General features: G+C 71.0%; 12 protein-coding genes. 4 read left to right on the top strand and 8 right to left on the bottom strand.

Going from position 1 to position 14,346, the window contains the following annotated elements:
- The first annotated feature begins 366 nt into the window (after window positions 1-366).
- The 4 genes from IG63_RS23365 (at window position 367) to IG63_RS0117705 (ending at window position 4,640) form a co-directional block, all read left to right on the top strand.
- Window positions 367-549, top strand: coding sequence for a transposase (locus IG63_RS23365; RefSeq protein ID WP_211249378.1), 183 nt, complete (start codon window positions 367-369; stop codon window positions 547-549).
- Between the two features lie 308 nt (window positions 550-857).
- Window positions 858-2,954, top strand: a complete 2,097-nt coding sequence (locus IG63_RS0117715; protein ID WP_051707106.1) for a carbamoyltransferase family protein — start codon at window positions 858-860, stop codon at window positions 2,952-2,954.
- A 70-nt stretch (window positions 2,955-3,024) separates the two neighbouring features.
- Entirely contained in the window at window positions 3,025-3,915 is an 891-nt protein-coding gene (locus IG63_RS21790; protein ID WP_051707105.1) for a hypothetical protein, read from the top strand.
- 8 nt (window positions 3,916-3,923) lie between these two features.
- The gene (locus IG63_RS0117705; protein ID WP_157210280.1) at window positions 3,924-4,640 is read left to right on the top strand and encodes a 2OG-Fe(II) oxygenase; all 717 of its coding nucleotides are present in this window, start codon (window positions 3,924-3,926) and stop codon (window positions 4,638-4,640) included.
- On the opposite strand, the gene IG63_RS0117700 is transcribed toward IG63_RS0117705, so the two are convergent.
- Genes IG63_RS0117700 through IG63_RS0117665 form a run of 8 tightly spaced genes read right to left on the bottom strand, consistent with a single transcriptional unit; the run spans window position 4,612 to window position 14,340 of the window.
- Window positions 4,612-5,160 carry a hypothetical protein gene (locus tag IG63_RS0117700; RefSeq protein WP_157210279.1) on the bottom strand — a complete coding sequence of 183 codons (549 nt, stop codon included), beginning with the start codon at window positions 5,158-5,160 and terminating at the stop codon, window positions 4,612-4,614. The genes IG63_RS0117705 and IG63_RS0117700 overlap by 29 nt on opposite strands.
- A complete protein-coding gene (gene asnB / locus IG63_RS0117695; RefSeq protein WP_030485674.1) occupies window positions 5,160-8,435 on the bottom strand; it encodes an asparagine synthase (glutamine-hydrolyzing) in 3,276 nt (1,091 codons plus the stop codon). The genes IG63_RS0117700 and asnB (IG63_RS0117695) overlap by 1 nt, the downstream gene beginning before the upstream one ends.
- 3 nt (window positions 8,436-8,438) lie before the next feature.
- A complete protein-coding gene (locus IG63_RS0117690; protein ID WP_245604490.1) occupies window positions 8,439-10,496 on the bottom strand; it encodes a glycosyltransferase in 2,058 nt (685 codons plus the stop codon).
- 17 nt (window positions 10,497-10,513) lie between these two features.
- The gene (locus IG63_RS0117685; protein ID WP_030485672.1) at window positions 10,514-11,356 is read right to left on the bottom strand and encodes an MbnB/TglH/ChrH family RiPP precursor modification enzyme; all 843 of its coding nucleotides are present in this window, start codon (window positions 11,354-11,356) and stop codon (window positions 10,514-10,516) included.
- Complete coding sequence (locus tag IG63_RS0117680; protein WP_030485671.1) at window positions 11,353-12,192, bottom strand: hypothetical protein; 840 nt, start codon at window positions 12,190-12,192, stop codon at window positions 11,353-11,355. Before IG63_RS0117680 ends, IG63_RS0117685 begins: the two co-directional genes overlap by 4 nt.
- The gene (gene asnB, locus IG63_RS0117675; protein WP_030485670.1) at window positions 12,189-13,934 is read right to left on the bottom strand and encodes an asparagine synthase (glutamine-hydrolyzing); all 1,746 of its coding nucleotides are present in this window, start codon (window positions 13,932-13,934) and stop codon (window positions 12,189-12,191) included. Before asnB (IG63_RS0117675) ends, IG63_RS0117680 begins: the two co-directional genes overlap by 4 nt.
- 17 nt (window positions 13,935-13,951) lie before the next feature.
- Window positions 13,952-14,155 (bottom strand): hypothetical protein, encoded by a 204-nt coding sequence (locus tag IG63_RS0117670; RefSeq protein WP_030485669.1) that lies wholly within the window; start codon window positions 14,153-14,155, stop codon window positions 13,952-13,954.
- Window positions 14,152-14,340: a hypothetical protein gene (locus IG63_RS0117665; RefSeq protein ID WP_030485668.1), complete on the bottom strand. Its 189-nt coding sequence runs from the start codon at window positions 14,338-14,340 to the stop codon at window positions 14,152-14,154. The genes IG63_RS0117670 and IG63_RS0117665 overlap by 4 nt, the downstream gene beginning before the upstream one ends.
- Window positions 14,341-14,346: the final 6 nt, after the last annotated feature.

Here is a 14,346-nt window from a genome sequence, read left to right as displayed (position 1 = left end):
CCGGAACTCCGGCGGATAGGGACGAGGCATGGCTCTCAGCCTTTCGTGAAGGCCGTCAGTTAGCCACCAAATCTGGAACCCAGGACGTAGGTCAGGTCACGGTGTCACCTGTTTGTGCAGCAGATCCCCCGCTTGCCCACCGACTCGCGGCCTTCGGCCATGCCCTGACTGCCGAACGTTCGGCGGGACATGGGCCGACGCTTGGGGCCGCTACGGAGTGGAGCGCCGCGCACGGCCCGTCCGGACGGAGTTGCGGGAAGGGGGGAGCAGCTCTGTGGCTACCTCAAAAGGATCGGGGCGGGCGCCCCGGATCCTCGCCGACGTCGGTCACGTGACAAGGTTCGCCGATCGCAACCGGTTCGCCTCATGGGCCGGGATCCGTCGCTGGACGCCTTATCGGGGGAGCGGATTCGTCATCGCCTCTCTCGCTCCGGCAACCGCAAGGTCAACCACATGCTGCACGTGGCCGCGCTCAGCCAGGAACAGCGGGTCCAGGTGCTCACCGCGTTCCGTGGACACGACAAGCACCGCGAGCGGTCGCATGCATGAGGCGCGCCCCAGGTGGAGCACATCCTGGCGTGGCATCGACGATCGCAGGCGAACCTGGGGTGCTCATCCTCGGGTCCCAGTCGATTCTGGGAGCTTGAGTGAGGAAGAACTGCTGGAGAAGGCCCACGCTCGGTCCACGAGCCACTCCGATTTCGACCGCGGCACCGCGGCACCGCGGCACCACGAGCAGGACGTCTGCCGCCGCCAGCGTCTCCTCGCGGCACCGCTTGCCTGTCGACGCGCGGGGTCTCAGCATGGTGGGCAAGCGGACGGAGGGCCGCCGGTGGCCGGCCGCCGGAGGGAGAGCTGTGGCCAGAACGACGTACGTCCTAGGCACCGGATTGTCGCACGACGGCTCGGCCTGTCTGCTCGCGGACGGCGTGGTGGTCGCGGCGATCGAGAAGGAGCGATTGACCCGCGTCAAGCACGACGGCGGGAACGACGCGGCGGCGGCGCAGTACGTGCTCGACGTCGCCGGCATCAAGATGAAGGACGTCGACCTGGTCGTCCAGAACGAGAACTTTGGGATGTTCAGGAGCGGCAACGAGAGCTATCGCGGCGAGCCGCGTCAAGTGGCGGCGGCCGGTGCGGTCGTGTCGATCTCTCACCACCTCGCGCACGCGTACAGCGCCTTCGCTCCGAGCCCGTTCGACGCCTGCACCGTTCTCGTGGTCGACGGGTGCGGCAACGCATTCGAGGACTGCCTCGACACCTCAGCATCTTCGACGCTGGAGGAGGTGCCGGCCGGGCTCGAGCACCTGTACTTCGAGAAGGACAGCTGCTACGCCGCCGCGGACGGAGGTCTGTGCACGGTCGCCAAGGACTTTTCCCCGTGGGGGGCCAAGGGCTGGCCGCTCAGTCCGCCGGGGACCCTGCACTCCCTGGGCGGTCTGTACCGCGCGTTCAGCGAGTACGTCTTCGGCGCCTTCGACGACGCCGGGAAGCTGATGGGGCTCGCGCCCTACGGCCGGCGCGGGCCGTTCGAATTGCCCCTCTTCGACCTGCGCGACGGTCGTGCGTTCGTACGGCGCGAGATCCTCTCGGGGTTCACCTCGCCCGCACAGACCCGAGCCGACCTGACAGCGCGCTTCCAGCACTTCGCGGACCTTGCCCGCTGGGTGCAGGACGAGGTCGAGCGCGCCTTGCTGTACGTGTTCGAGGACCGGGTGGCGCGGGCCGGCTCGCGCGACGTGGCATACGCCGGCGGGGTGGCACTGAACGCCGTTGCCAACGCCCGGCTGCTCCGGGAGTGCGTGGTCGACCGGCTCTACGTGCAGCCCGCCGCGGGCGACAACGGGTTGGCCGTGGGCTGTGCTCACTACGGCTGGCTCGAGGTATGCGGCGGCCCGCGACGAGAGCAGCCGCGCTCGGTGCAGCTCGGGCGCAAGTACACACCCGACCAAGTGCGTACGGCGGTCCTGGATCACCGGCGCGGTTCCGAGGATTTCGAGGTTGTCGCGACCGGCGCCGACGCCGTGGTGGACGTCGCGGTCGGCCTGCTCGCCGCCGGAAAGGTCGTTGGGTGGTTCCACGGTGGTTCCGAGCTCGGGCCCCGCGCGCTTGGCCACCGCAGCATCCTCGCCCACCCCGGCTACCCGGGGCTGCGCGACCACATCAACCGCGCGATCAAGTTCCGCGAGGACTTCCGGCCCTTCGCCCCGTCGGTGCTGGCCGAGCGGGCCGCGGAGTACTTCGAGGACGGCGGGATCGAGAGTCCCTACATGCTCCTGGTGTTCCAGGTGCGAAGCGAGCATGTCGGCGCGCTGCGCAATGTCGTGCACGCAGACCGGAGCGCCCGTGTGCAGACGGTGGATCGCGAGGACGAGCCGTGCTACCACCGGCTCGTCAGTGCCTTCGCGGAACGGACCGGTCTCCCGGTCCTCCTGAACACCTCCCTGAACAAGCGGGGCATGCCGATCGTCGAGACCCCGGAGGAGGCGATCGCGCTGTTCCGAGAGAGTGCGCTGGACGCTCTGGTGCTGGACGACGTGGTGCTGGTCAAGACGACGGCCGACGCCGGGTCGGCTCGGCGGGTGCGCGGGCCACTGGCGGCGCCGGGTCCGGCCGACGTCCCGCTGCTGGGCGCGCGCATCAGCGAGGTCGCCCTGGTCCACGACGTCAGCCGTGGCCAGGAGAGGGGGGTCGCCGGTGCCGAGACGTCGGTCGTGCTCCGCTTCAACGACGCCCCGGCCCCGCTGGACGTGGCGCCGGACGTCTACCGTTTCCTGTCGCGGTGCGACGGGCGCAGCACGTACGCCGAGATCGCGGCCGCCCTCGGGACCGAGGTCGACACCGTCCTTGAGCTGGCGCGCGCGCTTAGCGGCTCCGGGCTGCTCGATCACGTCCATCGCGCCCACGACGGAGCAGCCCCGCAACCCCTGGCGAGCGGCTCGGCGCAGGGCTAGTCTCGAGTCGGCGTTCCGCACGAGGGAGGCGGTTCCGATGCTGAATGCAAGCACGAGTGAAGCACCGTCGATGGGCCTGGACGAGGTGGTCGTCGTCGACGAGGTCGTGACCATCGCCGAGCGTGCGAGGCTGGTCGAGTGGGCCACCGAGCAGGGCGCCGCCGGGCTGCTCCAGCAGAACCCGGTCGACCCGCTCAGCCGAACGACGCCGTTCTTCGCGGCGGCCGACCGGGGGCGCTCTGTCCTTACCCGCGACGAGGGCACCGAGCCCGACTCCACGGACCTGGTGTGGATCCCTCGCGAGAAGGGTGAGGTGTTCCTGCCCGAGGAGTTCTGGGCGGTGCGTACTCGAGTGGTCTCGCGGCTCGGCCTCGAGGCCCTGCCGGACGATCCCTACAAGGGCTCGTTCCTCACGTGCGTCTCGCCGGGAGGCGACGTGCACACCCACAAAGACGCCCGGCTGCCGCTGGACGGTAGCCCGCCGCTGCCGCTGCTGCGTTGCAACGTGCTCGTCCAGCGCCCCGAGGGGGGCGGCCTCCCGGTCATCTCGGAGACACTGATTGAGGTGCCCGAGCGTGGCGTGTGGGCACTGCACCCGACGGAGCTGATGCACGGCGCGACACCGGTGGTCGGGGCGCGGGAGCGGATCACCCTCTCGTTCGGTTTCGTGGTCGATCCTGAGCCGCTGTGGGGCGTCGCGATCGGCGTCGCTGACGACCTCGCGCCGCTGGTCCTCGACGGGGTCCGCGCGAGTCTGCGGGACGCCGGGATCGACCCGGCCAGGGCCGCGGTGTACGACGCGCTCCTCGAGCCTGGAGCCCACACCGTGCGCGAGCTTGCCGACCGGCTTAGTGTGCGCGCCGAGCAGATCTGGGCCGAGGCGCACCGGCTGCTCCGCCTGGGCATCCTGCGCAGGCCCGTCGCCCCGCCGTCCGCCGACCTGCGCCGCTACTCGCTCTAGGGGTCGAGGTGACCACTTCCATGTACGGCGCTGCGCTGGATGTGTTGGACGAGCGCTACCACGACGTCCTCGCTTTGGCGCCCGAGGGCGTCCGGTTGGCCGGTCTTCCGGAGCTACCGCAGTTCGCCGCCCGCTTCGGCGAGGTCGGCTACGTCCGGCTTCCGGGCGTGCTCGACGAGGCCGCCACGCAGGAGCTCGTGGCCGCTCTGTGGCCGCTCCTCACCGCGGTCGCCTTCCCGGTGGTGGTCCCGCACCGGCCGGCCGAGACCGGGCTCTCGTCGGGAGGTCGGTTGCGCCGGGTCGACAGCCGGTCGCTGGACGGGGCTCAGGGCGATGCACTGGACCAGGTCCTGGTGGCCATCGGGTTTGTGGACTTCGCCCGGCGCCTGGCCGAGGTGATCGACCCGATCGTCGCCGCGGTGACGGGCGGGTTGGTCTATGAGCGGGCGTTCGCCAACCTCTACGAAGAGGGCGACTACCTGACCCCGCACGACGACGCGCACATGGGTTCGCGCTATGACGTGAACCTCTCGGTCACGCTTGGGGGCGACGGCGGCCTGCGGGTGCTCGAGGGTGCCCTGCTCGCGATGCAGTACGACGGGGGCGGCTCCGTCGGGATCCTCGGCCCCGGTACCTGGCACGAGGTGCCGGTCCTCCTCCGCAGAGCCGGCGGGCCAGCGCCGCGGCGGATGACGATCACCTTGCGCTACTGGCCACCGTCGTGACGGCACCCGGCGGGAGCAGACCGTGGCGGACCGAGATCTCGGTCAGCAGCGCACGCTCGGCGAGCACGGTGCGGTAGACCCACCCGTAGTGGTGCTCGGAAATCCGACCGATCACCGCCGCCGCCACCTTCGGCCCGCGCAGGCACTCCAGGCCTAGGTGTTCCCAGTGGCAGACGAGCAGGTGCAGCCGGGTGGACTCCTCGCTCCCGGCACCTCCCGGGCGCTGCGTCGGTACGTCGGGCCACCGCACCCTGGTCGCCTCGATTGCGGCGTCCGTCCGGTCGGCGTGCGCGTCCTCGAACCAGTGGAGCTGCTCGTGAAGGATCGCCGCGAGGAGCAGCTCGTCGTCCTCGACGGCGTCGATCGTGAGCACCGGGTGGCTGTGCGGCTGCGCGGTCGCGTCCACGAGGACCTCGGAGGCGAACGTCCAGGGAGCGAGGTCCAGCTGCGACTGCAGCCGCAGGACGCGGTCGCGGGTCGCCTGCTCCTCGGGCCGGTTCGCGGCCGTGCGGACTACCATCACCGGAGCGGACCTCCGTCGTCGACGAGGAGGCCCGAGCGCAGCGCCCTGTCTCGGAGCGCGTGGGGCATCGGGCCACCCCGGCGCAGGCTGTCGACCTCGTCCCGGGTCCAGGTGCCGGGCAGCCCGATGCGGTCGCCCGGCAGCACCAGCTGCAGCGGCCCCGCGCCGCCGTCGCCGGGCTCGACCACGAGGGTGTGCGGAGGCAGCCCGACGGCGGCCTCGACCCCGTTGCGGGCGGCGCTCACCCCGCGTAGAAGCCGCCACAGCGATGCCGCTCCGATGCTGTCCCACAGGTAGCCGCGCACCGGGATGGTCTCCGTCCAGCCGGCGCCGTCCGTGGTGCGCTCGAAGACCGCCACGGCCGGCCGGATCCCGGTGATCCCCAGCGCGTCGAGGTGGGTCCGCATCCGTTCCGCGACCGCGTCGAACGGCTCCTCGGAGTCGCGAAGCCAGGGGAGTGCGTGCCGGGTGGCATACACGTCCGGGTCGGTCGGGGAGCCGACCAGGCGAAGAGCGCGCAGGCGGGGGTCCGGCTCCAGGGACGTCCAGGGATCGAGGTCGGCGTCGCCTGCCAGCGGCGCCTCGTACACGATCACGGCGCGCCCGGTGGGGGTCAGGTGGCGCGAGACCGCGGGAAACAGGCGGCGCAACAGCTCGCCCCCGCTCGCGCCGCCGTACAGGTACGTCGCTCCGGCGGACTCCGCGGGCTGCGGCACGAACGGCGGCTGGGCGGTGATCAGGTCGAAGCATTGGTCACCCAGGGGCGTCAGCAGGTCACCGGCTCTCAGCTCGAGGTTGTCGAGCCCGTTGACGGCGGCGTTGATCCGGGCAAGGACCAGAGCCCTGGGGTTGACGTCGGTCGCCACCACCTGCCGGGCGTGCCGAGCGGCGACGAGGGCGACCGCGCCGGCCCCGCAGCCGATCTCGGCCACGGTCGTGGCCGGCCAGCGCTCGCTGATCGCACCCCTGAACGCGGAGTTGCCCTCACCCAGCCCGAATACGGCGTCGCCGCCGGCCTCCAGCCGGTCGCACAGCAGGAACATCGAGTCCAGGATCCGCAGGTCGAGCACTGAGACCAGGGCGTCACCGACGGCCGGCACGAGGACGCCGGCCCGCGCGAGTACGTCGGCCAAACCCGCTCCGAGCGCGCCGCGGACCGTCGCCACCGGTTCGGCGGCGCCGAGGCAGAAGAGCCGGAACACGGCGGCCGCTGCGGTGTCGGTCCGCTGCGCCCGCCACACGGTCATGGGCCGGTGCAGCCACGGGTAGGCGTCTGCGGCGCCGGTCCACAGCCCGGCGCAGAACCGGGTGGTGAACCCGATGGTGGCCAAGCGTTCGCCGAACGCCCGCCAGGACGCCTCGTCGACAACGGCCGCCCCGGCGAGATCGGGGAGATCAGCGAGCGGTTTGGATCCGGTGGCCGGCGCGGCGACGACCGTCACCGGCGCGACCTCGGTCGGCGCGTCTTGCAGTCGGCAGCTCCGGTGGAACACTTCGAGCGCCATGCACCGCAGCAGGAGGTCGGTCAGTGCGGGGGACGCATCCGGTCGTGCGGTGTACTCGTGGATCTCGGCGAGGCGGTCCTCGTCGAACAGGGGGTCCGGCGCGCGCAGGTAGCGTTCGCGGAACTCGGGAAACGCGCAGTCGGCCAGCCTCCTCATCAGGGCCGCGACCGAGGCGCCCGGAGCCCGTGTGTCGTACAGCGGGGTCTTGGGTCGTTCGGCGATCGCAAGGGGGAGGAGCCGCGCCGCCGTCCAGCGCAGGATCCGCTTGTCGCTGAGCAGGTCGGCGTGCAGCGAGGCCGGGATCGTGCACAACAGCTCGACGAGGCGGTGGTCTAGGTATGGGACCCGGTTCTCCCGCCCGGACGCGGCCGCGGTGCGGTCCTCGTGCCACAGGCTGTGGGCGACGAGGTCGCCGAGCCGCGCGGTCTGCCAGGCGGCACGACCCGGGGGCGGCCCGGGCGCGACCGCGTCCACGTATGAGTCCGACACCAGGGGCGCCAGCACGTCCGGCACCCCGGCGTCTCGCGCCCGAGCTCGCCGGAGCGCGACCTCCTCGCGGCGGGCGAACTCCGCCCAACTCGGGGGGAGTAGAGAGGAGTAGCCGCCGGCGAACTCGTCGGCGCCCTGACCGATGAGCACGACCTTCGTGTGCGGGCGCTGCGTGGCGACATACCGGTGCAGTTGCCGCTTGAAGATGATCTCGGGGTCGACGACGGGGAAGTCCATCATCGAGACCAGCTCCTCGAGCGCCGGCAGACCCAGTCCGAGGGACTCCTCGATGGTCGCCGCGTCGACCGCCACCTGGTGCAACGGCAGCCCGAGGTGGCGCGCGACCTCCCGGGCCGCGCCGGGGTCACCGGCCGCGTCGACGGCCGGCTCCACCAGGGTGAAGGCCTCCAGCTCGGCTCCCGCCCCGACGGCCATCGCGGCGACGGTGGCGGAGTCGACCCCGCCGCTCAAGGCGACGCCGATCGGTACGTCGCTCATCAGCTGCAGCCTGACGCTGTCGGCGAGCAACTCGCCGTACTCCTCGACGTACGACGTGGCCGGACGGCCGGTGGCGTCGGCCGCGGGGGGCTCCCAGTACCTGGTGGTCGAGGGTGCGCGGCCAGGTCGACACACCACGAAGGTGCCCGGCTCGACGAACGAGACCCCGGCGACGCCTGTGCTGACCACCTGGCTGCTGGGGCGCTGGTAGGGGTACTCGTGCGTCGGGAGGTCCCGGAACGCCGGCCAGTCCAGGTTGCGCTCAGGAGCCACCCGAAGGTCGACCAGGAGCGCGCGCAGCTCCGAGGCGAAGCTCAGCCCGGTCCCGTTAGGCGCGGTGTAGAGCGGCTTGATGCCGAGTCTGTCGCGGGCGAGCACGAGCACCCGCTCGTGCGCGTCCCACACGGCGATCGCGAACATGCCATTCAGCCGGGAGAACGTGGCCGTCCCGTGCTGCTGAAAGAGGTGAAGTACGACCTCGCAGTCCGACCCGCTGGCCAGCTGCACGGAGGGTGGGAGCTGCCGGGCGAGGTCGCGGTGGTTGTAGATCTCGCCGTTCACAGCGACGGTGAAGCGGCCGTCAGGCGTGCGGAACGGTTGGGCGCCACCCTCGATGTCGTTGACAGCGAGCCGGCGGAACACCAAGTGCAGGCTGCGGTCGACCGTGACGGTCTCGTCGTCGGGGCCGCGGGCAGCCAGCACGGCTCCCATCTGGTGCAGCCGGGTCAGGTCGGCCTCGGCAGAGGTGCCCGGTCCGACCCACCCGGCGAAGCCGCACATTCTTCAGTCCACCAGGCCTACGCGCTCCGGCTCTGCGTGTCGCAGGTGGGGGAGCGCGGATAGGTCCGACCGCTGGCCCCGGTGCCAGCCCCACACCGGGTCGCGCCGGCCGAGCACGAGGACGTCGAGACGGTGCAGCTCGGCCACCGCGGAGACCACGAGGTCCTCAAGCGCGGTCCGGTCGGTGGGGTCGGGGGGATTGGGTGCGAGCGCGTCGGTCAGCTCCTCGACCAGCTCGTTGAGGGTGCGCTGTCCGTCGCAGTGCTGGAGCAGGTCCACGGTCAGTGCGTTCACCGCGAGTTCGCGGGGTTCCAGGTTCGGGGTCTTCTGGAACAGGACGTACGTCGGCCCGTCCACTGCGCGCTGGAGCGGGTCGTCCGGGTAGGCGCCGTCGAACGCGCTGAGGAACACCGACCCGACATCGTGGGCGAAGACCTCCACCCGTACGTGGTTCCCGCGGACCGGGTAGAGGTGGCCAGCCGTCCTTCGGGTCAGCGTGGCGCCGCCCAGGGCATCGACCACCGCGAACGGCGGCAGATCGTCCGGGCTGTCGTACGACGCGCGCACGCGCGCCCTGAGGTGGCACACCGCGTCGTCGAGCAGCGCGCCCCGGCCACTGCCAACCCTGCTCGGCAGGACGTCGCGCAGCGCGTCGCAAAGCTCCAGCGCGACGTCGGGGAGCGCGGCGGTCCGCTCCGAGGCGAGGAAGGTCGCCACCACGTCGGGAGCGTGCCGCTCCGCGTACACGAGGAGGGCCGGGACCGAGTGCTCCAGGGCCGAGCGCCGGGCGCTCGCCCCATCCGGTGGGTCGAGCGAGACCGGCTGCGTGACCCGGCGCAGGACTGCCTCCCAGCCGGCCGCGACCTCGCCGCGCTCGTCGCGCGCGGCCAGCGAGGCGGCACCCGCCGCGCCCATCCGCCGGGTGGCGGCCCGGTCGGTCAGGACCGTGGCCAACGTGTCGGCGAGGCTGACCACGTCCCGGGGGTCGTCGACGAGGTGGAGGTTGACGCCGCTGACCATGTCGCCGCGGTTGAGCTGCTTGTCCGCGATCTCGCCGGAGAGCACCAGACAGGTCCCGCAGGCGAGGACCTCGCGCGCGACCATCGGGCCGTGGATCGAGACCGGGAAGTCCCGCTCGAGGAAGCAGACCGCGTCGCAGGCACGGATGAACTCCGGCACCCGCCAGTGCGGGAGGTACGGCAGGACGAGGGTGCGGGACGCGATCCCGGCCGCATCGAGGCGGGGCTGCAGGAGCTCGCCGAACTCCGCACCGACCATCATCGCGAACTGGAACGGCAGCGCTCGATCCGCCACCAGCCCGAGCGCGTTGATGAGGTCCAGCGTCCCCTTGGTCACCCCGATCTTGCCGTAGACACCGATCGTGGGTACGTCGTGCGACGCGGCGGCGTCGGCTCCTCGCCATACGGCGGCCGCGTCGAGGTCGAGGCGCGGCCCCTCGGCCGTGAAGAGCTCCGGGTCTAGCGGTTGGGCGGGGCTGTCGACGATCCGCTCGGGCGCGACGCCCATGCCGAGAAACCGGCCGCCGAGCGCCTTGCGGGTCACCACTGCCGCGGCGTCGCGCAGGATCTGCTTGTAGGCCACGGCAAGGTCGGGGCGGCGCGCCAACCGGTCCAGGTCGCTCCCGGCGTGGTGCAGTACGAGGGGCGATCCGGTGGCCGTCGCCGCGAACCAACCGGCCACGCCGTACGGCTCGAAGTAGTACGCCAGCACGACCTCGCAGCCGTACCGGCGCAAGACGTCGGTGGCTAGGGAGGCCGTACGGCTCACGTAGGGGTTGGACACGGGGATGTGCGACATGGTCCGTTCGTCGAACGGCTCGACGTGGTGCACGCGAACCGAGCCTCCGCCTTCGAACCGCGCCTGCAGCATCTGGGCGTCGGCGGCCTCGAGGCGGATGCGGTAGCGCGGCTCGACCTCGTCGGCGTTGGTGACCACGTGCACCTCGTGGCCCCGGGCGGCCAGCCCGCGGGCGATCCAATAGGTCGTGGTGCTCACCCCACCCTCGATCGGCGGGTACTTCCCGACCAGGCATACCCGCATCCGGCCCGGCACGGAGCTCACCGCCGGGCCGCTGCGGCGATGACGCTTCGGGAGCGGTCCACATCGGCCAGGATCGGGGTGATCTGGTCGGGGAAGTTCGCGTCCTGTTCCAGGATGCTGACCCGGATCGGCACCCGGTCCGCCAGCTCGCTGAGGAGCTCCCACGTCGGGCCATTGACCGGCTCGGAGTGGGCGTCGATGTAGACGTCGTCGGCCCAGTAGCCGCCGGCAAGATGGATCTGAACGACGGCGTGCAGCGGCATGGCGTCCAGGAACGCCACGGGGTCGAAGCTGTGGTTCTGCGCGTTGATGTGGACGTTGGCGACGTCGAGCAGCACCCCGCAGCCGGTCGCCTCGACCATGCGGCCAAAGAACTCGTCCTGCGGCATGGTCGCGCCGGGCACCGAGAGCAGGTAGGAAATGTTCTCGAGCACCAACGGCTTGCCCAGGAAGCTCTGGACCGCGTCCACGTTGTGGATCGTCGTGCGCAGCGCCTCCTCCGTGAACCACAACGGCGCAAGGTGGCCGATGTCGATCCCCGGCGCCCGGGTAATTGCCAAGTGCTCGCTGTAGTACGGCGACCCGGTCCGCTCCGAGACGCGCCGGACCTGGTGCAGGTACTCCCAGTCGAGCGCGCCCGCCGTACCGATAGACAGGCCCACCCCGTGAGGGATGACCGGCCACAAGGCCACGAGCTCCTCGAGCTCCTGATCGCCCCCGAAGAACTGCTCGGTCACGATCTCGAGCACGTCGATCCGGTCGCGGGAGGCGAAGATCTGCTCGCGCAGCTCGCGGCGGTAGCCCATCCCCGAGCCCAGGGTCGGGATCGCATCCAGGTGGCTCGAGGCGAGTTTGGTCATCGGGGGGTCTCCGTTCGAGTCGGTAGGTTGATGCGCAGGATGCCGAGCTCCGCCAGCTGCGCCACGCCGGCCAGGACCGCGTCCCTCAGGTCCTCGGCCCCGAGCTCCTGCGCGACCTGTCGGACGACGTCGCCGGCCGAGCACGCCGGCTGGCAGCTGCGCACGATGGTCGCGGTCGGGCCGTTCAGCCGCAGCAACCGTTGGCCGCCATCGTCGCGGCCCGGCCGGAAGGCGATCCACGACGTCAGCGCGGCCACGTCCTGGGTTGCGCCGTCGGAGCGCAGCGCCTCGTCCAAGGCGATCACGTCGTGGCGGAACTTTTCGACGACCACCCCGGGCGCCACGGCGACGACATCGTCGTCCTCGAGCGGTCGGCCGAGGGGACCAGGTCGTTGCACCGGTGGCTCCCGGGTGAACATCGCCTCGTACGACGACCGCTCGAACCGCACCAGCTCCGCGGCCGCATCGGGGAACCGTTCGAGGTCGGAGAGGGCCTGCTCGGCGAAGTGGCCGAAGGCCACGGTCTCGTGGTGCACGGTCGGCTGTGGCCGCGAACCCTGCAGCTCCAGGAACCGGTGGAACAGCCGGTCGAGCGCCGGACCGTGCCACGCGTACGACGACCCGTAGGCACGGTGTGCCCGCCGCGCCCGCTTGGCTACGAGGGTCGCCGCGAAGACGTTGATCATCTTGGGGTCAAGGGACCGTAACGACTCGGCCTCGTGCGGCGAGAGGTCGTAACCGTCCAGCGCCTCGTCCGGCTCGCGCAGGTACAGCATGCGGAACACCTCGCTGGTGTATAGCCGGGCCAGACACGACTGCAGCTCCATCAGGCTCATGCGTACGCGTCCTCCTGCTCGTCGAGGAAGGACCGAATCGTGCCGACGCTCGCCAGGTCGCCGCGGTGGCGCAGGAATAGGTCGCAGAAGAACTCGAACATGAGCAGCTGGCGCTTGGTGGTGAAGGCAGCACCAAGCTCGTGCCGCTCCAGATAGTCGACCGGCAGCCGCCGCTCGCACTCCTCGTCGAACGACGCGAGCAACCGGGCGCCAGCAGTCGGCGCCCCGAGCTTCTCGCGGAGCACGATGTCGAGCAGGCCCGCGCCGTACCGCTCGCCGAACACGCGCAGCGCGAGCCGACGCAGGAGGTACTTGCCGACGCCGAGGTCGGCGCGGACCAGGTGGCGCACCGGCACCCGCCCCACCACCGAGACGAGCTCGTCGTCCAGGTATGGCACACGCATCTCCAGGCCGACGGACATGGCGCTGCGGTCCACACCGTCGAGGTGCAGCCGCTGCAGCGGGTCGCCAAGGTTGACCGCGAAGACCGCCTCGGTGTGCTCGGCCAGCGTGCCTGCCGAGGACAGGGCGAGCATGGTCTCGACGGCGGCGTCGCTAGGCATGAGGCCTAGCTGCCGCAGCCGCGAAAGGTTCCGCTCGAAGGACCGCCGCCGGTGGTGTGAGGAGAGGTACTCGACGTACCCGCCGAAGACCTCGTCGGCCCCTTCTCCGTGCAGGCACGACTTCACGTCGCGGGCCACCCGCTCGCAGAGCAGGTGGAAGGAGACTCCGAACAGGCTGGCCGGCGCCTCCGCCGCGCGGGCCGCCCGCGGCACGCCATCCAGCCACGTCTTCGAATCCAGGATCACGGTGGTGTGCCGGCTCCCGATCAGGTCCGCGACTACCTCCGCGTGGCGGACGTCGGGATGCCCGTCGTGGTCGGCGACCGTGAACGTCCGCAGCGGGTGCTCGGACTTGTCGGCGGCGAAGAGGGCGAGCAGCGTGGAGTCGATCCCGCCGGACAGCGTGAGGGCGACCTCCACGTCGGCTTCCAGGTGGCTTCGTACGGCGTCCTCCAGCGCGGCCAGCACCAGGTCCTCCGCTTCGCCATAGCCGAGCTCCTCCTCGCGCAGACGCGGCGCTACGTAGGACACCGGTGCTGCCGGGCCGGCTCCTGCCGCGGCATCGACGCGCATCGTCGTACCGGCCGGGAGACAGTGGATCCCGACGAACATCGTGGCGTCCCCCACGGTGTGCCCAAGCGCCACGTGGTCGGCGAACGCCTGCAGGTCCAGGCTGGGCGACGCGGGGAGCACGCACAGCAGCGCCGTGACCTCGGAGGCGAAGAGGAAGGTCGAGGTAGCCGGGTCGACAGTCCAGTACAGCGGCTTGATGCCGAGTCGGTCTCGCGCGAGCACAACGCCCGTCTTGCTCGCCACGGCGAACGCGAACATGCCGCGCAGCCGAGACACACACGCCTCTCCGAGCTCCTCGAAGAGGTGGACGACGACCTCGCTGTCGGTCTCCGAGACGAACCGGTGGCCGCGACCTCGCAGCTCGTCGCGCAACTCACGGTGGTTGTAGATCTCCCCGCTGAAGACCAGGCAGAGCGTCCCGCTCTCGTCGAGGAAGACCTGCTGCTCGGCTCCGGGGTCGATGATTGCGAGCCGGGTTACGCCGACGTGCACGACGCCGGCGTGCCACACGTCCGAACCGTCGGGGCCGCGGTGCCACAGCCCCGACGTCAACTTTTCGACGGTCGCCTCCTCGGGCGACCCCACGTGCCCCGCGATGCCGCACACAGGAGGCGCGTCGTCAGCTACATCGAGCAGCCCATGCAGCCGTTGCAGCCGCCGCAGCTCGAGAGCAGGTCTCCTTCCGGGACCAGCCGACGGACCAGGTCCTGGATCCGGAACTCGACCGAGATCCGCTCTGAGTCGCTGAGGGCGACGACGGCGTCGTCGATCTGGGAGTGCCGCAGGGTCCTCGGTGCGCCGAGCTCTGCCTTCTCGCTGTCTGTCATCGGGTCACCTCGTTCGAGATCTCTACCGCCGCGCTGCAGGTGTTGCAGCCGTTGCAGGAGGCGATGGGACGCAGGCCGTCGACGCCAATTTGGCGAATGAGGTCATCGATCAGAAACTCGACTTTGATGCGGTCGCGGTCGACGAGTCGGAACTTGGGTGCATCGGAGCTGTCACCAGCAGTCATCTTGGA

Origin of the sequence: Nocardioides aequoreus (assembly GCF_000720335.1) — a bacterium.
Taxonomy (GTDB): Bacteria; Actinomycetota; Actinomycetes; order Propionibacteriales; family Nocardioidaceae; genus Marmoricola; species Marmoricola aequoreus.
This window is presented reverse-complemented; position numbering and strand designations above follow the sequence as displayed.